At 62.9% G+C, this 19,404-nt stretch carries 20 protein-coding genes; 6 read left to right on the forward strand and 14 right to left on the reverse strand.

Annotation, left to right across the window (positions count from 1 at the left end):
- Positions 1–15 precede the first annotated feature (15 nt).
- The 5 genes from IPK09_08005 to IPK09_08025 all read left to right on the forward strand — a co-directional run bounded on the left by IPK09_08005 (position 16) and on the right by IPK09_08025 (position 3,313).
- Positions 16–852 carry a transporter substrate-binding domain-containing protein gene (locus tag IPK09_08005; protein ID MBK7983559.1) on the forward strand — a complete coding sequence of 279 codons (837 nt, stop codon included), beginning with the start codon at positions 16–18 and terminating at the stop codon, positions 850–852.
- A gap of 16 nt (positions 853–868) precedes the next feature.
- Positions 869–1,450 carry a hypothetical protein gene (locus tag IPK09_08010; protein ID MBK7983560.1) on the forward strand — a complete coding sequence of 194 codons (582 nt, stop codon included), beginning with the start codon at positions 869–871 and terminating at the stop codon, positions 1,448–1,450.
- Between the two features lie 102 nt (positions 1,451–1,552).
- Complete coding sequence (xrtH, locus tag IPK09_08015) at positions 1,553–2,050, forward strand: exosortase H (protein ID MBK7983561.1); 498 nt, start codon at positions 1,553–1,555, stop codon at positions 2,048–2,050.
- On the forward strand, positions 2,034–2,720 hold the full coding sequence (locus IPK09_08020; protein ID MBK7983562.1) for a hypothetical protein: 687 nt from the start codon (positions 2,034–2,036) through the stop codon (positions 2,718–2,720). Before xrtH ends, IPK09_08020 begins: the two co-directional genes overlap by 17 nt.
- Entirely contained in the window at positions 2,717–3,313 is a 597-nt protein-coding gene (locus IPK09_08025; GenBank protein MBK7983563.1) for a sel1 repeat family protein, read from the forward strand. Before IPK09_08020 ends, IPK09_08025 begins: the two co-directional genes overlap by 4 nt.
- Positions 3,314–3,371: 58 nt before the next feature.
- On the opposite strand, the gene IPK09_08030 is transcribed toward IPK09_08025, so the two are convergent.
- The 8 genes from IPK09_08030 to IPK09_08065 all read right to left on the reverse strand — a co-directional run bounded on the left by IPK09_08030 (position 3,372) and on the right by IPK09_08065 (position 13,150).
- A complete protein-coding gene (locus tag IPK09_08030) occupies positions 3,372–4,628 on the reverse strand; it encodes an OmpA family protein (GenBank protein MBK7983564.1) in 1,257 nt (418 codons plus the stop codon).
- Positions 4,616–6,820 (reverse strand): protein kinase, encoded by a 2,205-nt coding sequence (locus IPK09_08035; GenBank protein MBK7983565.1) that lies wholly within the window; start codon positions 6,818–6,820, stop codon positions 4,616–4,618. The genes IPK09_08030 and IPK09_08035 overlap by 13 nt, the downstream gene beginning before the upstream one ends.
- A 99-nt stretch (positions 6,821–6,919) precedes the next feature.
- A complete protein-coding gene (locus IPK09_08040) occupies positions 6,920–8,149 on the reverse strand; it encodes an MFS transporter (protein MBK7983566.1) in 1,230 nt (409 codons plus the stop codon).
- Entirely contained in the window at positions 8,146–8,817 is a 672-nt protein-coding gene (locus IPK09_08045) for a thiopurine S-methyltransferase (protein ID MBK7983567.1), read from the reverse strand. Before IPK09_08045 ends, IPK09_08040 begins: the two co-directional genes overlap by 4 nt.
- A gap of 22 nt (positions 8,818–8,839) precedes the next feature.
- Complete coding sequence (locus IPK09_08050; protein ID MBK7983568.1) at positions 8,840–10,297, reverse strand: NDP-sugar synthase; 1,458 nt, start codon at positions 10,295–10,297, stop codon at positions 8,840–8,842.
- A gap of 3 nt (positions 10,298–10,300) precedes the next feature.
- Complete coding sequence (locus IPK09_08055) at positions 10,301–11,050, reverse strand: exopolysaccharide biosynthesis polyprenyl glycosylphosphotransferase (GenBank protein MBK7983569.1); 750 nt, start codon at positions 11,048–11,050, stop codon at positions 10,301–10,303.
- On the reverse strand, positions 11,047–12,387 hold the full coding sequence (locus IPK09_08060; GenBank protein ID MBK7983570.1) for a WecB/TagA/CpsF family glycosyltransferase: 1,341 nt from the start codon (positions 12,385–12,387) through the stop codon (positions 11,047–11,049). The genes IPK09_08055 and IPK09_08060 overlap by 4 nt, the downstream gene beginning before the upstream one ends.
- A complete protein-coding gene (locus IPK09_08065) occupies positions 12,365–13,150 on the reverse strand; it encodes a 4'-phosphopantetheinyl transferase superfamily protein (protein ID MBK7983571.1) in 786 nt (261 codons plus the stop codon). The genes IPK09_08060 and IPK09_08065 overlap by 23 nt, the downstream gene beginning before the upstream one ends.
- A gap of 184 nt (positions 13,151–13,334) precedes the next feature.
- Between IPK09_08065 and IPK09_08070 the strand changes: the two genes are divergently transcribed.
- Positions 13,335–13,751, forward strand: a complete 417-nt coding sequence (locus IPK09_08070; GenBank protein ID MBK7983572.1) for an acyl-CoA thioesterase — start codon at positions 13,335–13,337, stop codon at positions 13,749–13,751.
- Here IPK09_08070 and galE read toward each other — a convergent pair.
- The 6 genes from galE to IPK09_08100 all read right to left on the reverse strand — a co-directional run bounded on the left by galE (position 13,748) and on the right by IPK09_08100 (position 19,319).
- Positions 13,748–14,719: a UDP-glucose 4-epimerase GalE gene (gene galE, locus IPK09_08075; protein ID MBK7983573.1), complete on the reverse strand. Its 972-nt coding sequence runs from the start codon at positions 14,717–14,719 to the stop codon at positions 13,748–13,750. The genes IPK09_08070 and galE overlap by 4 nt on opposite strands.
- Before the next feature lie 184 nt (positions 14,720–14,903).
- On the reverse strand, positions 14,904–15,887 hold the full coding sequence (locus tag IPK09_08080) for a hypothetical protein (GenBank protein ID MBK7983574.1): 984 nt from the start codon (positions 15,885–15,887) through the stop codon (positions 14,904–14,906).
- A gap of 65 nt (positions 15,888–15,952) precedes the next feature.
- Complete coding sequence (locus IPK09_08085) at positions 15,953–17,050, reverse strand: response regulator (GenBank protein ID MBK7983575.1); 1,098 nt, start codon at positions 17,048–17,050, stop codon at positions 15,953–15,955.
- Between the two features lie 169 nt (positions 17,051–17,219).
- Positions 17,220–17,555, reverse strand: coding sequence for an STAS domain-containing protein (locus IPK09_08090; protein MBK7983576.1), 336 nt, complete (start codon positions 17,553–17,555; stop codon positions 17,220–17,222).
- Between the two features lie 95 nt (positions 17,556–17,650).
- A complete protein-coding gene (locus tag IPK09_08095; protein MBK7983577.1) occupies positions 17,651–18,103 on the reverse strand; it encodes an ATP-binding protein in 453 nt (150 codons plus the stop codon).
- Complete coding sequence (locus IPK09_08100) at positions 18,069–19,319, reverse strand: SpoIIE family protein phosphatase (GenBank protein MBK7983578.1); 1,251 nt, start codon at positions 19,317–19,319, stop codon at positions 18,069–18,071. The genes IPK09_08095 and IPK09_08100 overlap by 35 nt, the downstream gene beginning before the upstream one ends.
- Positions 19,320–19,404: the final 85 nt, after the last annotated feature.

Here is a 19,404-nt window from a genome sequence, read left to right on the forward strand (position 1 = left end):
CTTTCGAGGGCACCTATGTCAAACCGCCTGCTGGTCCCGCTGACGGCTACTCTTCTGGCGCTCGCCCTGCTCGTACCGCCGCTCGTTCGCGCGCAAAACGCCAGCCAGCAGCTCGCCGCCGATAGCGTATTGGAAACCATCAAGAAACGCGGCTCGATCAAGATTGGCCTGTCCACCTTCGTCCCCTGGGCGATGCGCAACAAAAGCGGAGAGTTGATCGGCTATGAAATCGATGTCGCCAAGCAACTGGCCGAGGATATGAAGGTCAAGGCCGAATTCGTGCCGACCGCCTGGGACGGCATCATTCCCGCCTTGCTGGCCGGCAAGTTCGATGTGATCATCGGTGGCATGTCGATCACCCCGGAGCGCAATCTGACCGTCAATTTCACCCTACCCTACGCCAATTCCGGCATCCATTTGGTCGCCCACAAGGAGCTGGCGGCCGGTTTTAAATCCCTGGCGGATTTTGACAAGGCCGAAGTGGTCCTGGCGGTAAGGCGCGGGACGACCCCGGCCACCGCCGCCAAGCGGCTGCTGCCTAAAGCCACGCTGCGCCAGTTCGATGAAGACGCGCTAGCGCTACAAGAGGTGCTAAACGGCAAAGCCCACGCTTTCGTCACCAGCACCCCGACCCCGGCCTTCGAAGCTTTGAAACATCCCGATAACTTGTTCCTGCCAATCCCCGAACCCTTCGTGCAGGGCGCGGAAGGTTTCGCGCTGCGCAAGGGTGATCCCGACGCACTGAATTTCTTCAATAATTGGATTTTGTTGCGCCAACAGGATGGCTGGTTGAAGGAGCGCCACGACTACTGGTTCAAAACTCGCGACTGGGCCGCCCAGGTCAGCGAATAACAATAAGAGTGCCATCATGATCGTATCGGTCTGGAGATTTCTCTTTTGCTTGCTGGGTTTGTTGAGTGTTGCGGCAAGCTGGGCAGCGGACGACTTCACCACGCTCGCCCGCACCTTGTTGAACTCGGCCAGGGATTTGCCATTTCCGCGGCATTGGACAGCGTACCAAGTTTATGCTTCCAACACGCTGGACCTGGTCGCCTTCCAACGGCCCTATCAAAATGCGATCAACCAATTACCAGGCCCCATCAAACGTAGCGACGGGCCTTGGTTGGCGCCGATGCAAATGAAATCGGCACTCAATCGCTTCTTGAGCGCGCCACAGGGGGAATTCATCTATATCAGCGGCTGCCAGCCGCATGGTTGCAACCCCAGCGTCTCCGTCGTGTTCGATCCCGCCACGGGCAAGCTGGCTTTACTGCTGGAGAGGACCGAACCCTCCAAAACGCAGCGCCAGCAGCACTGGCTGGTCGGCGATTACACCCCGCCGATGGCCGCGCTATTGCGCGCCGTGCGGGCCGCCGAAAAAGTGGGCTACAACCGGCTGCCGTTACCTCTCCAAACACAAACTAAGGTCGTTGCCGCGCTGGCTCGATAAACCAGAGGTTGTCGGACGCCGCACCCTATTTCATTTCAAACCCGATACCCGCCTGAGATCGGACGGGTGACAAGACTTCGAAAACGCTGAACGAGAGAGTTTATGCGGCGCTTTCTGCTGGCTTTTATCGGAATCGGCTTGGCGCTCTATGGGGTGGTCTACTTACCGCCGGTGCGGGAACAGCTCATCAAGCCTTTTACCACGGGCTTGACGGCGCTGGCCGGCGGGTTGATCACGCTGTTTGGCGGACAAGCCTGGGTGCATGACAACGTGCTGACCATCCCCGGTTTCAGCGTCCGCATCCTCGATTTATGCAACGGCGTGGAAGCCACCTTGCTGCTGTGGACCGCCATGCTGGCGTTTCCGGCGCCGTGGCGTCACCGACTGGCCGGTCTTCTGGTCGGCTGGCTGGCGGTACAGGCTCTCAACATGGCGCGCATCATCAGTCTGGCGTATCTGGGGGTCTGGAAACCGGCCTGGTTTTACTGGGTGCACTGGTACGTCTGGGATGCGTTGATCCTGATGGACGTGCTGCTGGTCTTCCTGCTCTGGCTGCGCCGGTTGCCGCTGGAAACGACGCGGCATGTCCCGGCGGTTTGATCCTTTATTAGTCCGTTTGTTGCTCGGTGGCGCGCTTTGCCTGCCGGCGTGCTTGGGATTGTGGTGGTGGCTGGTTCGAGAACCGCTCGCGCGGGAACTCGGCCATGGCGTCGGCCTGCTCAGTCAATGGCTGTGGCCAGAATCGGTCCTGGGCGTCGGCCTGGACCGCGATCAGGGCCTGATCGTGAGTTTGCTGCCACCGCTGACCGACTCGGCTCGACTGTTCATGGCCTTGCCGCTACCGTTCAACCGCGCGACCGTGATCCTGCCGCTGTTCTGGGGCTTGACGCTGGCGACGCCGGGGCGAGGTCTGTCGCGTCGGTTGTTGTACGGCACCCTCGCCCTGCTGCCGGTGATCTGCATCATGGTGTTGCTGTACGTCCAATTTCAACTGGCGCTGTATCGAACCCATCTGCCGTTGCTGACCGAGCTGCCGCCCCCCGACTACGCGCTGGCGCTGCCCGACTCGCCGGTGCTGTACCAGCTGTGGGGATTGGGCCGGCAACTGGCGATGTTGGTGCTCCCCATCGTCGCGCCCCTGCTGGCTTGGCTGCTGCTGCATCAGCCCTATTTGCGCGGGGTCATCCTCGGCGCACTGATGCAGCGAGCCACGGGGGAAGCGCCACGGCGCGAGCCGCCGGCTGCGCCGCCCCCGGACTCAATGGGGTGAGGGCGCTTTTCCGCTGCCTGCTGTTGAGCGCCGCGCTGCTGGCCGGCTGTGACGACCCACGACAGGGACAATACCGGCTGGCGATGAAGCAGGTATTTCAACGCGACTATCAGGCGGGCGCCACGTTATTGACGACGCTGGCCCAGAACGGCCACGCGCCCTCCCAATTCCGCTTGGGATTCTTGTATCGCTTGGGTCTTGGCGTGCCGCGCAACCTGCGGTTGTCGGGTTACTGGTTCGAAAAGGCAGCCCGCCAAGGCGATGTGGGCGGCCAATATTGGCTGGCCGAATCCTACCGGCGGGGCGAAGGCGTGCCCCGCGCGCCGGAGTTGGCCTTTCAGTGGTTTAACCAGTTGGCCGAACGCGGCTACGCGCCGGCCCAATATCAAATCGCGCTGGCCTACGCCCAAGGTCTCGGCGTTTCAAAAAACGATTTGGCAGCCGTCGACTGGCTGCAACGAGCGGTCGCCGGCGGCCATGCAGACGCGGCCCGGCGGCTGGCGCGGGCCTATCGGGAAGGCGAACTGGGCTTGCCGCGCGACCCGCGACAAGCCCAGCAGTGGGAAGACAAGGCTCGGCCGACGCGATTTTAAGCCGCCGCGCGAGCAGCGGTTTCGGCCGCTTGCAGGGGTGGCCTCGCGCCTCTCAACCCTAACCGGGCGCGCGGCAGTCCACCACTTTGAACTCAACCCGTCGATCCAGCGCGTCTCGGGCATCGTCAGTCCCCGTACCGATCAAGGTTTCCTTCGAGCCCACGCCGTTGGCGATGGTGCGGTTGCGGAGCGCCGTCGCATCATTCTCCAGCTTGCCCTTGATGCTTTCCGCCCGCCGCAAGGATAAACGCTCGTTGATCGGTTCGGGGCCGGTGCGGCTGGTATGCCCGACCACCTCCAAGCATCCCGCGCGCGCTGACGTGCGCTGCGCGATCTGCCGCAACCACAGCGGATACGGTCCACTGACTTGCCGGTCCGGCCAGAAATCCGTCGAACCGGGTTTGAACAGAAACTTGACGGCCAGCCGTTTGTTGCTCAGCCCGTAATCGACGATCTTGTCGAAGGCCTGAGTGGCGTCATTGCGACGACCCAGTTTCCAACTGCTGAGATACAGGCCGTTGTAGACTCGCAATTGTTGGCCGTCCGGCGAGCGGAGCGCATCCTGATACAACCCCAGCGCTCTTTGATATTGCCGGTCGTTGTAGGCATCGATCGCTTCGCTGATCAGGGCGGCCGTGAGGATGCGGTCCGCGTAGGCCGCATTGATCGGATCGCCGGCCTTGGTGCCTTGGCAGGTCTTGATGTACGCCTCGGTGGCCGGGTCCGGCGTCCAGGTCGGACTATCGTTGAAATACGCGGTCGGAGTGATATCGACGCCTTCGGGCTTGGCCCGCGCGGTGCCCTTGGCAATGATCTTGCCCGACTTGAGATCGGCCAGCGCCAGACAGACGCGGAACGCCTCGCGCGCGCCTTCGGTTTTTCCGTCCTTGTTGACACCTGTGAAGGTGCCGACCAGCACGATGGGCGACTTGGCGACCGCCGCCGTCGAAAACGGCTGCACCGCGAACCGCGGATACTTCGCTTTGACCAGTTCGACCAAACGCGCTTCCATGGAGCGCGTGGCGACCGATTGCGCCCCTGACACGCCGTCGATCAACGGATCGATCACCAGCGTATAAGGCGCTGGCTCCTTGGCGTTTGCCTCCGGCAATTGGGCGCGGCTGAACAAGTCGTTCGCCGCTTTTAAAACCGCTTCGTCAAAGGGCACCGGTTGAACCGGCGGCGGGGCGGCGGCCGCCTGCTTCTGCTCGGCGGGCGGTGTCGTACAGGCCCATAACAGCGCGGCGAGCGAAAGCACGGCTAGGGAGCGCATGGGTTTGAGACTGCCGAAGCGCGATCGATTCATGGCTGACATTCCTCCTGTTCGGTGGCTGAAAGCGGTTCTCCGAGTTGCGCTTTGAGCAGCGCCTCCCGGCAATGGGTTTTCGGTCCTTTCTGGCGAGCGGGGCCAGCGAGTTCCGAACGGGGTTTGGCGGGTTTCGACGACGGGTTCAGTTCGGATTTTAAAACCGTGGTTGCCGGCGCTTTCGGGCGGACCCGAAGATTGGCCGGAGCGGGTTCGGAAAGCCCCTTTTCAAGGGCGCGGCGTTTGGCTTCTTCCGCGCCGCGGCGCTTGGCGTCCTCGACCGCCTGCCGTTTGGCCTCCTCGTCGATGGCCCGCCGGGCTTCGATCTCCGCCTGTTGGCGTTTGGTCTGCAAAAGATGATTCAGCGTCGCCCATCGCGGGTGACCGGACTGGATCAGAGCGAGCTGCGCCAAATAATCCCCAGCCAGCGGCAAATCGGCTTTGCGGATGGCGGCGGCGGCCAGCTCCGCATAGCGATCCGCAATCTGTTGCAGCGCGGCACGCACTCGGCCGGGATCGGGCGCCAAGGCTGCGATTTGATGGTAGCACGCCACGATTTCGCTGCCCTGTTGGCCGGTCAACCGGTCGAGCGGAAAGCGGTTGGCGCAATCTCGCAGCCGCTCGTCGATACGCCGGTCGGTCGCGATCGCCGCATTCGCCTGCCGGCGCAGATTCAACAGGTCGGGCTGTTCGGGAATCATGCGCAGCCCGTCCTCGATGCGTTTCAGGCCGTCCTCCAGCCGACCTTGCCGCAGTAATTCCCGCACCGTATCCACCAGTTGGGGAACGAGCTGTCGCTCTTTGAGTCGATTCTGAATCATCGTGCGCAACGTCGACAATTCCGGATGGTCGGGCGCTCGTTGCAAGCCCTGTTCGGCGGCTTGCAGGCCGCCTTCGAGATCACCGGCCTGCCAGCGGGCGCGCGCTTGCGCCAACAGTTGATCCGCCTGGCCGCGTCGCTCGCGCAGTTGTGGTTGCAGGGTTTGGCGCAAGACCAACAATTCGCTGTGATCGGGTATGAGTCGCAAGCCTTCCTCGACGCGCTGCAAACTCTGTTCAAACGATCCGTCACGCTGGTTTTGCCGGGCCTGCTCCAGTAAATCAGCCGCGCTCCGATAGCGTTCGACCCGCTCGCGCAAGGCCAGGAGACGGCCATCCTCGGGCGAAGCCGCCAAACCCAATTTGACTAGCTCCAGGCTTTGCGCGAATTCACCGCTTTGAAAATGTTTCAGCGCGAGCTGTTCGTAGCTGTCGACCGGTTGCCGGTTCAGGGCCAGATAAACGCCACCACCGACGATCATGGCCAATAGCGAAAGCCCGCCGATCAGCCCGCTTTTTTTCGAAGACAGCGCGTCGCTGAGGGTTTGGGGAATTTGAGCGGTATCGATCAGGTTACGAAAAGAGGGTCTAGACTCGGGATGGTCGAGCGCGTCAATGAGCTGATCGGCGGTTTCAAAACGCTCGGCCGGGGTTTTGGCCAGCAGCTTTTGCAACACGGGTTGGAACCGGCCGAGCCCATCGGGCAGGCGCGGCAGGGGCTGGGTACAGTGCATCATGGCGATGCTGATCACATCATCCGCGCGATAGGGCGGTTCCCGGACCAGCATTTCGTAAAACACGATGCCGAGACTGTAAAGATCGCTGCGGCTGTCCAGCGGCTTGCCGGTAATCTGTTCCGGACTCATGTAAACCGGACTGCCGATGGCGAGTCCGGGCGCGGTCAGTTGCGTGTCATCGGCATCCACGATCTTGGCGATGCCAAAATCGCTGAGCACCGCCGTGCCGTCCTGACGAAACAGGATGTTCTGCGGCTTGATGTCCCGGTGAATGACGCCGCGCCGGTGGGCGTAGGCCAGCGCGCCGGACACCGACTTGATGATTTCGAGCGCCCGTTCCGGGCTCAGCCCGCGTTCGATGTGTTGCGCCAAGGTCCCCTCAGGCAAAAACTCCATCGAAAAATACGAATGCGGCCCGTGCGAGCCAAAATCATAGATCGTAATAATTTGTGGGTGCTGGAACTGGGCGATGATCCGCCCTTCTTTGAGGAAACGATCGCTGAAGTGGGTGTCGTTGACTTGAGCGGATTTGATGACTTTCAAGGCGACCTGGCGGCCGAGCGATTGCTGGATCGCGAGATAGACGGTGGCCATGCCGCCTTCGCCGATCTTACGCACAATCGTGTAACCCGGAACCTCGATCACGACCGGAGCTTCCTTATCGCGTCAACCTGTTTGGGAGTCTTTATTGTGCGCTCGATCCCGGCAATTCACCAAGGTCGGACGCCTCGCGACGCACGGGGTTTAGCGCGGACGGCGGCATCCCGCCAGCAACCAGAACCAGGAAAGCAATTGTCCGACCAACGCCAGCCCGAACGCGAGCTGATAGCCCGTGTCAGCATAGCCGCCGCCCGCCGCCGGCCAGCGGTTGATGATCGCCCCCATCCCCCATTGGCCGGCGAAAGCCAGCACGAACACCAGCAGGTTCAGCGCGGTATTCACCCGCCCCGCCAGCTCCGGCGGAAAGGCTTGCGACAGAATGGCGTAAGTCAATACCGCGCTGGTGCCAAAAAACCCGAACAACACCCACAGCCCCAACAACGGGCCGACCTGGAACAGCAGCGCCAGTTGCACCAGCATGAACAACCCGATGCCGGCTGTCGCCACCGTTATCGGCCGCACTCCGAAGCGGGCCAAGCGATAGACCAATTGCCCCATGCCGAGAAAGCCCGCCACCATGGCCGCCGCCGTCCAGAACAGATAATCGGCGGCGGCGGCCTTGCTCAAGTCGGCCACGTCGCGCAACCAAGGCCCCGCCCACAAGCTTTGCACCGCCAAGAAGAAGGCCTGGGTCAACACGCTGTTGGGCGCGATCCGCCAGAACAACCGGCTGCGGAACACATCGGCGACGCCGCGCAACTGCGAACGCAGATCGCCCGCCGCCGTCTGGGGACCACGCTCCGGCACCACCAGCAGTAAAGCGAGCGCAAGCGCGACGCTCGACGCCGCCAGCGCCGCGAACACGCCCCGCCAGCCGATCAGTTGCAGGGCGGCCTCGACCGGCGCGGTGGCCGTCAAGGCCCCCAAACCGCCCGCCGCCAGCACCCAGCCGTTGGCCACCGGCAGCCGCTCGGCCGGCAACCACAATGCGAACGCCTTGAAGCTGGCCATCAAACAGGCCGACACCCCCAACCCGATCAACCCCCGACCGATGATCAGCTCCAGCGAACTGCTGCTGGCGGCGAACAGCCCGGCCCCGGCCGCCGCGAACAGCAGCAAGGCCGCTTCCACCCGGCGCGGTCCGAAGCGATCCAGCAAGACGCCCAACGGCAGTTGAAACGCCGCAAAGGTCAGAAAATAGACGCTGGTCAACAAACCCAGAGCGGTGGCGTCCAACCGCAACTCCGCCGTCAGATAAGGCGACAGCACCGCGTTGATGGTCCGATACAGATACGACAGAAAATAGCCGGCGGCAAACGGCAGAAAAATTCGCAACGCGAGCGCGGCCGACCCCGGCGCGGGCGCGGCGGTCATCGGCCCGGCGCCGCGCGGCGCGTCAGCCGGTAGGCTTTTTCCAGCAACCAAGTCAGGCCGCGCTCCCGCCAGCGGGATTCCTCCGCCAGCGCATCCCGCGCGCACAGCAGTTCCACGTCATGCCCCGCCCCGAACAACGCCCGGATTTCCGGCTCGGCGACCGCAAAGGGCGGACCCGCCAACAGCGCCTGATCGTATTCCAGCGTCACCAGCAGCGTGCGGATCCCGACCGGCAAAATGGCGTCCAGCTTGCGCGCGTACCCTTCGCGCATGGCCGGGGGCAAGGCGATCAGCGAGGCACGGTCGTAAACGCCGGCGATATCCGCCAGATGGCGCGGCTCCAAGGCGAAAAAATCGCCCAGCAATATCCGGATTTCGTCCTGCTCCCAAACCTCGAACACGCCTTCCCGCCAGCGGCGCGGCCGCAAGTGGTTTTCTTGGAAAAACCCCTCGACGGCGATCGGGCTGATTTCCACGCCGGTGACGGGATAGCCTTCACCCGCCAGCCACAACAGATCCCGGCTTTTGCCGCACAACGGCGCGAACACCCGCCGGCCCGGCGGCAGCTCCAGCCGGCCCCAGAATTGTTGGAGATGCACGTTGACAGCCGGCTGGTGAAAGCCGATCTCGGCGCGTTCCCAACGTTCGCGCCAGAAGCTTAACTCCATGACAGACCTCCGGATCTCACGCCTAAACCGGCCACCAGGCGCGCGGCGTGAGCAGCGCTCCCAGGCCCCGTGCAACATAGTACAAATCCCGGCCGGCGCTGCGCTGGCGGGCGTAGAAAGCGTCGCTCATCAGCCGTTCTTCGCGCGGGGCGGACGGCGGCAACAGCAACTGGGTCGGCCCGATCAATCCCGCCGGCGCCTGATCGCCCAGCCGCTCCCACTCCTCCAGGCGTTCGGCCGCCTGGTCGGGGGTCAGCGCGTCCGTACCCACGACCCGCAGATCGCCGCTCGCGACCGCCAACAAGCGCGGCAGAAACCGCAACACCGGGATCGAGGTCGCCCATTCCCAAGCGCTGAATTCCCGCCGCCGGCGCACGCCGAACTCATCGAATTCCAGGCGGTTGCCCCGCAGCCGCACCGCGCGCAACGGCTGACGGTGATTCTCGGCCAGCGCGGCGAGCAACGCCAGCGGCCACAACGGCAGTGATGCGGCCAGCAGCAGCAGGCCGCACAACCGGTTTACCGGCTCGGCGATGAAACGGCTCAAGGTGGTCTCACCCAAATCGGCCAGCAAAAACGTCTCGGCCACCGACAGCACCGCGTCGATGTCCACCCGGATCAGCCGGTTGCCCTGCACGATGGCGTTACGCACCTCCACCAGTTCGCCGATATAGGTATCCGGCAGCACCACGCTGTCCCGCAGAATGGCGAGCCGGTCCACGATCGCCCGATTGCCGACCACCACCTCGCCGTGGAATTCGGCGCTGGGGTCGATCCGGCAACCGCGACCGACCCACGCGATCCCCTCCCGCAGGCTGCGCGGCGAGAGCTGGGAGCGCAAGCCCACGGTCAAGCCGAGGGCAACCTGCCGGCCCGGCACGATCAACTCCGGAATGCGCCCGGCGGCCGCGTCGAGATTGGCCCGGTGATACGCCCTCAACGAATCCAGACCATTCACTGTGCCCGGCAGTTCCACCACCGGCCACACCGGCGCGGCGGCCTCCGGCGCGCCGTTCCAGCGCAACCACTCCAAACCGCCTCGACCACCTCCTTGATGCAGACAAAGGCTGATCGGCTGCTCCAGGGTTTTGCCATAGACGACCGGACCGGCCGTTTCGCGGGCGGCTTGCAGGAATTGGGTCAGACTGAGGCCGTAAAGCATATCTCCCCGCAACGCCAGCACCGCGCCAGCCAAGCGGGGCTGACTCAAATCCAACACCTCGTCGGGATCGGCCTCGCCTCGGGTCAGGATATAATCCAGTCGCATTCCCCAGCGGCTGCCATCGCCGAACGCCGCCCGCACTTCCTCGGCCTGCGGTGAAATAGCGACCAGCGCCTGCCGCAAACCAGCGGCGGCCAGCCTTTCCAGCACATGCTCCAAGACCGCTTTACCGACCACCGGCAACAAGGCCACACAGGATCGGTCGGTCAGCGGCTGCAACTCCCGGCCCAGCCGGTCGGCCAAAATCAATACCTGCACGAGCTAATAGGCCCCCCGCCCCAACAGTACCGCCGGCACGGTCTTGAGCAGAATTTGAATGTCTTGTCGCAGCGAGGACGACTCGATATAGCGCACGTCGAGCTTGACCTGCTCCGGGAACGGAATATCCGAGCGTCCCGAAACTTGCCAAATGCAGGTGATGCCCGGAATGACTTCCAGCCGCCGGCGGTCGGCCAGCGAGTATTTGTCCACTTCGCTCGGCAGCGCCGGACGCGGCCCCACCAGCGACATGTCGCCCACCAGCACGTTCCAGAACTGCGGCAGTTCGTCGATGGAAGCGCGGCGGATGAAGCGGCCGACGCGGGTGATGCGCGGATCGCGTTTCATCTTGAACAGCACGCCGCCGGCCGACTCGTTGCGGGCCAGCAGTTCCGCCTTACGGGCCTCGGCGTCGACATACATCGACCGGAACTTCCACATGGAAAACAGCTTGCCCCAGCGCCCGACCCGGATTTGCCGGAAGAAGATCGGTCCTGGCGATTCCAACTTGATCAGCACCGCCACCACCAGGAACAGCGGCGCCAACAAAAGCAGCAGTTCCAGGGACACCACGATATCCAGCAGCCGCTTGAAGACGTAGGTGCTGCCGATCACCGCTTTCCAGGTCGAGCGTTTGATCTGAAAGCGCAACTGCCGCCCGAAACCGTCGGGCCGCACTTGGCCGTATCGGTTCAACAATGCCTCGCGCAGCGTCGGATCGGGTTCGAACCAACGGTCGGATTGTTCGCTCATCGCTTCGCTTCCCGGCGGGCCTGCCGCCACACGCGGTAGAGAAATAACGGATTGCCGAGCAGGTAGCGCCGCCACATCCGCCCCGGCTCCTGAGCGAGCCGCCAGACCCATTCCAGGCCGATTTCGCGCAGCCACAACGGGGCGCGGGGAATCCGGCCGGAATAGAAATCGAACAGCCCACCTACCCCCAGCCGCACCGGCGGCCGCAAGCGCTGGTGGTGCTCCGCCAGCCACAGTTCCTGGCGGGGCACGCCGAACGCCACCAACACGAGATGCGCCCTGGAGTCATTGATCCGCTCGATGATGGCGTCCTGCTCGCTCGAATCGAAATAGCCGTGCTGGACTCCGGCAACGACCAGCGCCGGATAGCGTTGCCGCATGTTGGCGGCGACCTGTTCGGCCACCCCCGGCCGCGCGCCCAGCAAAAACAGGCGCAGACCTTCGCGAGCGGCACGCTCGCACAAGCGCGGGAACAGATCGGTGCCGTTGACGTTGGCGGCCAAACCCACACCGAGCATCCGGCAGCCGATTTTCAGGCCGATGCCGTCCGGCAACACCCGAGCCGCGCTTTGCAGCACGGCCCGGTACCGTTCGTTTCGATAAGCGATGTTGAGGCAATCGGGGTTGACGAAAGCCAACAGGGACCCATTCCGAGGCTTTTCCCACGGGTCCGCTGCCCCGGTCAGCGGGAGCGCGGCGGCGCGCGCGACGATCCAATCGAGGGCTTCATCCATGGTGGTGTTGACGATGGGAACACCGAAAAAATCGAGCGAGGGCGGGGTCGGCCGGTCGCCGCCGCCCAACAGCAGGGCCAGCAGAGAACGCACGATCAAACCCAGGCTGCCGCGCAGGGACGCACGTTCGGCAAAGGCCCGATCCAGCTCGCTTTCAGGGTCGTGCGCGATGCCGGTCAAGCGCTGGAGCCGATAGGGAGAAAACAGGCCCGGCCGCACCGCGAAACGCCGTTCCGCCTCGACTGGCACCGCCGCCGCTTCTTCGAGCGTCAAGGGGCGCGGGCCGGCGAAGGCCATATCGCCGCGCAAGATATTGAGCAGCACCGCTCCTCCCCGTCCGACCGCCGTTCCCGCGAAAGCCAGCCGCTCGAAAGGTCGCCGGTCGCGGCCCAACAGCCGGCGGCGTTCGACCAGACGGCCGGTCTGGGTCAGGCCAAGCAACGCGCGCGCCAGCCACCAGGGCGCCAGCGCGCCGAGCAACAACAGTGCCAGCGCCAGATCGAACAACCTGACCGGCGCCGCACCTGACGGCGAATCCCCCTTCACCTCATCTCCCCCGAGCGCCGCAACCGCGCAAATTCTAGTTCGTCCCATCGCCGGCATTCGGCAAGCGCCATCCTTGCCAGCACCAATCCACGCCGGCCCCTGCCAACGCCCCGCTCCAACCAGGCTCCAACGGCAGACTCAACACACTCCATTCCTGACCCTCGGCATCGCGAAGGCGCAGCCGCCCCTCCGGTTGCCCGTCTTTTTGAAAACAAACCTCCAGCGTGCGCAACCCGCTGGCCAACCCGCCCCCCAAAGCCTTGGCAATCGCCTCCTTGCGGGTCCAACAGGTGAAAAACGCCTCCCGTCGCCGCTCGGCCGGCTGAGCCTGAAAGCACGCCAGCTCGCCCGAGGTGCAAATTCGGTCGATGATGGCCTCGTAGCGGACGGACCGGCCGTGACATTCCAAATCCGCGCCCACCGCGCGGCGGGCGACCGCATACAGCACGCCCTCCTCGCTGTGCGACAGGTTGAAACACAAACCGGCCCCCGCCTCCGCGCCCGCCAGGACGGGCTTGCCGTACCTGCCCTGCCTGAAGCGCAGCGCCGCCGCCGGCCGGTCGAGGTAGGCGGCCAACAACTCCCGCAACAGCCCCCGTCCGGCGATGAAGCGGTCGCTGTGCTCCGGGAAGCGAAACCGCGCCGCCCGTTCCAATTCATCCGCCGAAAGATGCGCGGATAACTCGGCCAACCGCTCGGTGGGCTGTCGCAAACTCGCCCGCCAGACCTGTACGTCGCCGCCATCCCAGCTCCCGGAAGGCGTTGCGGCCGGCCAGCGCCAGGATTCGCTCGCAATCCGTCGGTCATTCGGCTCCATCATCGTCCTTTCGGACGTTCGCTCAGCCACCATTACCACACCCCAGCCTCGGCCAACCTCCGCGCAACCAAAACGCGCATGTGCTTGGGCCGAGGGTTCTTTACAATAAACCTTTGGCCGATCGAGTCGCCGGCGCCAACAGGCCCCGCGCAACCGCCCACCACCTTCGCTTTAAGGGAGCGCCCGCATGTCCCACCGCATCGAAATCAAGGTGCGCGGTTATCATCTTGATTTATACCGCCACGTCAATAACGCTCGCTATCTGGAATTTCTGGAAGAAGCGCGCTGGAGCTTCCTGGAAAGTCAGGGCAGTCTCGATTTCCTTCAGGAACGCGGTTACACCTTCGCCCTGGTCAACATCAACATCAACTACCGTCGCGCCGCCTATATGGGCGAAACCCTGGACATCACCACCTCGGTAAAATCCATCGGCAACCGCAGTTGCGTCATGCGCCAACTCGTCACTCTCAAGGGCAGCGCCACGGTAGTGGCCGATGCCGATGTCGTCTTCGTCATCGTCGACACGCGCACCGAAAAATCGGCTCTTTTGGAAGGTGAGTTGCGGGCGGCGCTGGAGCGAATGGCCGCGGCAGGCCCAGCCTAGCGCTGTCGCGTTTCCCAACGCCAGGCGTGCTCGACGATGGTCGCCAGCTCCGCATAACGCGGCTCCCAGCCCAGTTCGGTTCGCGCCCGCTGAGAGTCGGCCACCAACCGCGCTGGATCGCCCGGCCGGCGCTCGCCGTACACGACGGTAAAATCCCGCCCGCTCACCTTGCGGGCGGTGTCGATCACTTCCCGCACCGAAAACCCGTTGCCGTTGCCTAAATTGTAAGCCGCGCTCGCCCCGCCCTCCCACAACCGTCGCAACGCCAGCCAATGCGCTTCGCACAGATCGGTCACATGGATGTAATCGCGAATGCAGGTGCCATCCGGGGTGTCGTAATCGTCGCCGAACACCGTAATGTTTGGCCGGCGTCCGCCAGCGGCCTGCAGCACCAGGGGAATCAGGTGGGTTTCCGGGTCGTGGCGTTCGCCCAACTGGCCTGCGGGATCGGCCCCGGCCGCATTGAAATAGCGCAGTTTGACCGCTTTTAACCCGTAGGCCAGAGCGTAGTCCTCCAGCATCTGTTCGACCATCCATTTGCCGCGTCCGTAGGGATTGATGGGATTTTTCGGATGCTCCTCATCGATGGGCGTGCGTACCGGCTCGCCGAATATCGCGGCGGTCGACGAAAAGATAAAGTGCTTGACCTGATGGGAGCGCATGGCGTCCAACAGAACCTGCGTCTTGAAAGTGTTGTTGCGATAGTACTTGGCCGGCTCGCGCACCGATTCGCCGACCTGAATGTAAGAGGCGAAATGCATTACTCCATCAAAACGGTCGGCTTTGAATAACGCGTCCAGCACGGCTTCATCGCCCAGATCGCCCAGCACGAACCGCCCGCCCACGACCGCATCGCGATAGCCGGCTGACAGATCGTCCAGCACCGTCACCTGGCAACCGCGCTGATCCAGCATTTTGACCATGTGGGAACCGATGTAACCCGCTCCGCCAACCACCAGTACGTGCATGTTTTTCCTATCCAGAAAGGCTGTCGCGGAAGGCGCGACGGTCGAGCGACAAGTCGGTCGTCACCGTTTCCGACGCCTGTCGGTCCGGCAGAAAACGGGCCATCAAAAAGCGGGGTGTTCGACGGGCGGATCCGCGCCGCTCGCTCCGACAGGACGAGCGGCTCAAGCTCGCGGCACGACGCCTTCAGGCGTCACGTCCCTCATGCATCCGTAAAAACCGCTCCATCAACTGCTCGATTTCCGCTTCCAACGCACTTCGTTCCTGCTCTGCCTGGCGATCTCGCGCCGCCATCTTCTCCTCAAGATCCCGCCGCAACCGATGGGCGTGATCCAACTGCTGGAGCAGATTCTGTTTTTCCTGCTCCCAGTTTCCAGATGGCGCCGCCTGAGCGCCCGAGCCGAGCGCCGTCCGCCGCTCGGCCTGCAAGCGCTCCAGTTGTTCGCGCAAGGATTTGCGCTCCGTTTCCCAGGCCGCCCGCCGCTGTTCCAATTCGGCGGAGGCTTCCGCTCGCAACTGCTCGGCCCACTGGGCGGCGTCGGGGGGTAACTGCTGTTGGGCGCGCGCTTTGTAGAGCGCCAAGCTATCTTCCAAGGTATTGAGTTGAACCTGCAACTCCAAACGCTCGCCTTCCCACATCTCCTGCTGTTGCTCCAAGCGAGCGCTCACCAGCGTCTTATCCCGCTGCAAGCTCTGTAACTGGTCTTCGATATGGGTGTTTTGCAGCAACAGACTTTGCAGTTGCCGGTCCCATTCGACCCGCTCTTGGGCAAACTGCTTTTGCAGGGCCGCTTTTTCCTGTTCGACGCGGGTCGTCGCATCGCGCAATCGCGTCGCTTCCAAAAGATGGCTCTGTCGGTCCCGCTCGTAACGGGCCTTCAGTTCGGCGTGTTGTTGGTCCAGGCTGCCGTGTAGCTCGGCGGTGCGGGTCAGTTCTTCTTCAAGACGCTTCTGTTGCAACAGCAGGACTTGGCGAGCCTGATAGGCGGTCGACTGTTGGTTGAGCAGCGTATTTTGCAGTTCGTTATTCTTGGCTTGCTCTTCCGCCAGTTCGTTCTGAATCCGGGCTTGATCGCTTTGCAAGGCCCGATACGGCAACAGCAAGATGATGGCGCCACCGGCCGCCAAGCCGATGATCGCTCCAACGACCAGAGACATGATATCCGTCATGATACATCATCCGCCTGTTTGACTTTTATCCTGGGGACCACCTGGCATGGACCGCGTTCGATCCTTCACCGCAATCCGTAGGCCAGCACCGCCGCGCCGACGCCGATCGCCGCCGCCCAAGCCGCGGCTTGATAAATCCGCCGCTGCGTGGCCTGTTTGGCCTCGCTTAAAAGCTGTTTGAAGATATGTTCCGCCACCAGGCTACCCGCCGTGTTGGCGCTTTCGTTTTCGGCGACAACTTGCTGGGCCACTTCTCGGGAGGTTTGCATGAGAGCGCCGTGCACCGACTCCTTCACTTGTTGGGTGGCCTCGGTCACCTTCGCGTTGAGCTGCTGCACCACCCGTTCGGACAGTTCTTGTAGTTGGCCCTCGCAGACCTGGGTCGTTATCTCCTTGGCCTGACGCTCCAAAAAGACTCGTCCTTCGCGCTGCAACGCTTCGAAACGCTCCTGTAACAGCGGCGGTAGTTGAGACCGGACCGCGTCCGCAACCGCGGCGTGAATATCGCTATCGGACGTGGGCGGCTGCCATTTGGCAAGTTGCGCCTCGCACTCCCGAGCCGCGATCCGGGCGCCGATCTGCTCTTGAGAAGCTTCCAAATCCCGCCGCAGCTTGGCGATGACATCGTTGATCAGCGGCAGTACCTGGGATTCAATGGCGTCGTAGACCACCAGTTCGGCTTTTTCGAGAGCGATCTTTTCGATCTGTTCGGTCGGCACCGGCTCGCCGGCCGGCGCGGCGGGCGAAGCAGCCGGCGGAAACATCGGAACGGCCAACGCCGCCGCCGCGTCGAACCGCTCGTTCATCTGCTTCAGCACGATGCCCAACGCATCCGGCGTCGCCGGTTTGACCAGGACGCCGATGGCGCCGGCCGCCCGGGCTTCTTCCTGATAGGCATGATCGTCCTTGGAGGTGTACATCGTCACCGGAATCGCCGCGGTTCCGGGTTCGCGCTTGATCTGCCGGACGGCGGCCACCCCATCCAGGCCGGGCATGGTGTGATCCATGAAAATCGCATCGGGGCGCTGGCTGCGCAGATAGCTCAGCGCCTCTTCAGCGGAATCGACCGTATCGACGGTCAAGCCAAATCCTTGCAACATCTTGCGCAACATCAAACGCGCGGATTTTGAATCATCTACGATAAGAACGTGTCGGACAGGCATAAACCCTCCTGGTTTTCTTTTCAGATTAACAGTTTTTGCAGGCGGAAAAAACAAGCGCTCCAAACGGAACTCGCACCTGCGAGACCGCGTTTGGAGCGCCCTCCGTCCGGGCCGGCGCGCAAATCCAGGCACCCGCGCGCCGCCGGCGATGGTCCGCGCCACCGCTTTGCTAACGGAGCCGGCTCAGGGCCATATTCTCGTCGTCGAAGATCGAAAAAATTTGCTGCAAGCGGGTCAGTTCGATCAAGGAGCGCACGGTCGGACTCGGATGCAACAAAACCACTTCACCGTTCTTGAGGCGGGCCGCCTTGAAGGTGGAGACCAGGACCGAAAGCCCGCTGGAATCCATGAAACCCACTTCGGCCAGATCCAAAATCAGCTTACCGCCTCCGCGCTCGACCGTTTCGAGCAAACGCTGGCGAACCTGCGGCACATCGGCCATGACCAGCCGGCCCGCCAAGGCGATAACATCAATACCATCGACCGTGCGATGCGTCACAACCATAGCGGATATCCTAGAAGAATTTTCAAGTAAAATAGCGCCTTTCCCTGAGTTACGATAGAGCAAGCCCCTGCGGTGACCCGCGCGCGAAAGCTCTTTCAAGCAGGCTTCGACCCCGTATCGCGCAGCAGCCGGTTCATGGTCAGAGTATTTTCCCCATCACAGACGTGATACTCGACCGAATCCATGCAAGACTTGATGATGGCCAAACCCCGGCCGCGCAGGGGCCACGCTTCCGGATCGACTTCATTGAATTTCGCCGCCGGAGCCACCAGCTTGCCGGGTTCCATCGGATCGCCGCGATCGCGCACCAGCAAGGTGAAACAGTCCGGCGCCAGCCGGAACTCCACCATCACCGCGTGGCCGGGTTCGCCGTGATAGGCATGTTCGACCGCGTTGTTGACCGCTTCCACCACGGCCAGCTCGATCTGGGCGATATCGGCCGCCGGCAACGCGGTCAGGCGACACAACCCGTTCACCGCGCTACTCAACAATTCGATACATTCAGGGCGGCTCTCAATAGCCAGGCTGATCGTCCGGGTCACGGCCATGCTCGCGCTCCAAAACCAGCAAAGTGATGTCATCCTGAAGGTTGTCGTCGCCATTCCACTCTAGCAATGCTTGACCGACCCGCTCGGTAACCGCGGCGACTGGCCAATCGCAGGTCTGTTCCAACAACACGCTCAAGCGTGCTTCGGAAAACTGTTCGCCGACCGCATTAGCGCACTCGCTAATACCATCTGAATATAAAACTAGACGATCTCCTGGCGCAAGCTCGAAGCAAATGGTTTCGTATCCGACATCCGCAAACATGCCGACCGGAAAACCGCCGCCGCCCACCAGTTCGACCCGGCGGGTAGCGCGGTGCAGCACCAGCGGTTTCGGATGGCCCGCCTGCGTCAGGTTCACCCGCCCGGAGTCCAAATCCAGGGTGCCGTAAATCATGGTGAAATACTGCAAGGGGTCGATACCCGACTGAAAGCGCCGGTTCAGCTCGCTCACCAGCAGTTGCGGGACCAACTCGTCATCCTGGATGGCCTCTTGCCGGCGCAAGCGCTTTTCCTCAGCCCCCTGCGACAGCAAGCGGTTCAAGGTGAACGACAGCAGCGCGGCCGGAACGCCGTGGCCGACGACATCCAACTGATAAAAACTCAAGCGGCGTCCGTCCAGCGTGAAGTAATCGAAGATGTCGCCCGCCACGAACGAGCAGGGATGGAACAACCATTCCACCGTGATGCCCGGCAGCCGCAACGGCGCCGGCAGCAAGGCTTTTTGCATGCCGGCGGCGGATTCCAAGTCGTGGCGGATGGTCGAATAGGCTTCGGACAGCGTGTGGTTGATCTGATTGAGCCGTCGGTTGCGCTCGTCCAGCTCCTCCTCCAGCCTCAAGATGCGTTCGCCGGCGCGAACCCGCACCCTCAACTCCTCGGGATGGACCGGTTTGACGATAAAATCGTCAGCTCCCGCATCCATGCCTTGCACCAGCGAAGTGCGGTCGTTGCGACCGCTCAGCAGGATCAGATAGATATAATTGTCGAAGGCGGTGGAACGGATGCGCCGACACAAGTCGGGACCGCTCAAGCCGGGCATCATCCAGTCGCTGATGACTAACCGGACGTGGCCTTGCCGTACAATGTCCCAGGCTTCCAAGCCATCGCGGGCGACGCTGGTTTCATAGCGCCATTGTCGCAGCATCGCCGTGATGATCCGCAGCATGGCCGGATCGTCATCGACTACTAAGATATGGTTGCTTGAGATGGGGGTCATGGCTTCCAACGGTGCGGCGGTTCGTGGGCCGGACCACAGCGAACGAAACTCGGTTCGGCCCGGTCTTAAATCATGCCTATCTTCG

The sequence above is a fragment of the Candidatus Competibacteraceae bacterium genome, from assembly GCA_016713505.1.
GTDB lineage: Bacteria > Pseudomonadota > Gammaproteobacteria > Competibacterales > Competibacteraceae > Competibacter_A.

What these genes read in the sequence shown, in the direction of transcription:
- IPK09_08005 (MBK7983559.1), top strand. Translation starts at nt 16, where the DNA reads ATGTCAAACCGCCTGCTGGTCCCGCTGACGGCTACTCTTCTGGCGCTC.
- IPK09_08070 (MBK7983572.1), top strand. Translation starts at nt 13,335, where the DNA reads ATGTCCCACCGCATCGAAATCAAGGTGCGCGGTTATCATCTTGATTTA.
- IPK09_08040 (MBK7983566.1), bottom strand. Translation starts at nt 8,149, where the DNA reads ATGACCGCCGCGCCCGCGCCGGGGTCGGCCGCGCTCGCGTTGCGAATT.
- xrtH (MBK7983561.1), top strand. Translation starts at nt 1,553, where the DNA reads ATGCGGCGCTTTCTGCTGGCTTTTATCGGAATCGGCTTGGCGCTCTAT.
- galE (MBK7983573.1), bottom strand. Translation starts at nt 14,719, where the DNA reads ATGCACGTACTGGTGGTTGGCGGAGCGGGTTACATCGGTTCCCACATG.
- IPK09_08090 (MBK7983576.1), bottom strand. Translation starts at nt 17,555, where the DNA reads ATGGTTGTGACGCATCGCACGGTCGATGGTATTGATGTTATCGCCTTG.
- IPK09_08085 (MBK7983575.1), bottom strand. Translation starts at nt 17,050, where the DNA reads ATGCCTGTCCGACACGTTCTTATCGTAGATGATTCAAAATCCGCGCGT.
- IPK09_08010 (MBK7983560.1), top strand. Translation starts at nt 869, where the DNA reads ATGATCGTATCGGTCTGGAGATTTCTCTTTTGCTTGCTGGGTTTGTTG.
- IPK09_08020 (MBK7983562.1), top strand. Translation starts at nt 2,034, where the DNA reads ATGTCCCGGCGGTTTGATCCTTTATTAGTCCGTTTGTTGCTCGGTGGC.
- IPK09_08055 (MBK7983569.1), bottom strand. Translation starts at nt 11,050, where the DNA reads ATGAGCGAACAATCCGACCGTTGGTTCGAACCCGATCCGACGCTGCGC.
- IPK09_08100 (MBK7983578.1), bottom strand. Translation starts at nt 19,319, where the DNA reads ATGACCCCCATCTCAAGCAACCATATCTTAGTAGTCGATGACGATCCG.
- IPK09_08060 (MBK7983570.1), bottom strand. Translation starts at nt 12,387, where the DNA reads ATGCCGGCGATGGGACGAACTAGAATTTGCGCGGTTGCGGCGCTCGGG.
- IPK09_08045 (MBK7983567.1), bottom strand. Translation starts at nt 8,817, where the DNA reads ATGGAGTTAAGCTTCTGGCGCGAACGTTGGGAACGCGCCGAGATCGGC.
- IPK09_08095 (MBK7983577.1), bottom strand. Translation starts at nt 18,103, where the DNA reads ATGGCCGTGACCCGGACGATCAGCCTGGCTATTGAGAGCCGCCCTGAA.
- IPK09_08080 (MBK7983574.1), bottom strand. Translation starts at nt 15,887, where the DNA reads ATGACGGATATCATGTCTCTGGTCGTTGGAGCGATCATCGGCTTGGCG.
- IPK09_08065 (MBK7983571.1), bottom strand. Translation starts at nt 13,150, where the DNA reads ATGATGGAGCCGAATGACCGACGGATTGCGAGCGAATCCTGGCGCTGG.
- IPK09_08030 (MBK7983564.1), bottom strand. Translation starts at nt 4,628, where the DNA reads ATGTCAGCCATGAATCGATCGCGCTTCGGCAGTCTCAAACCCATGCGC.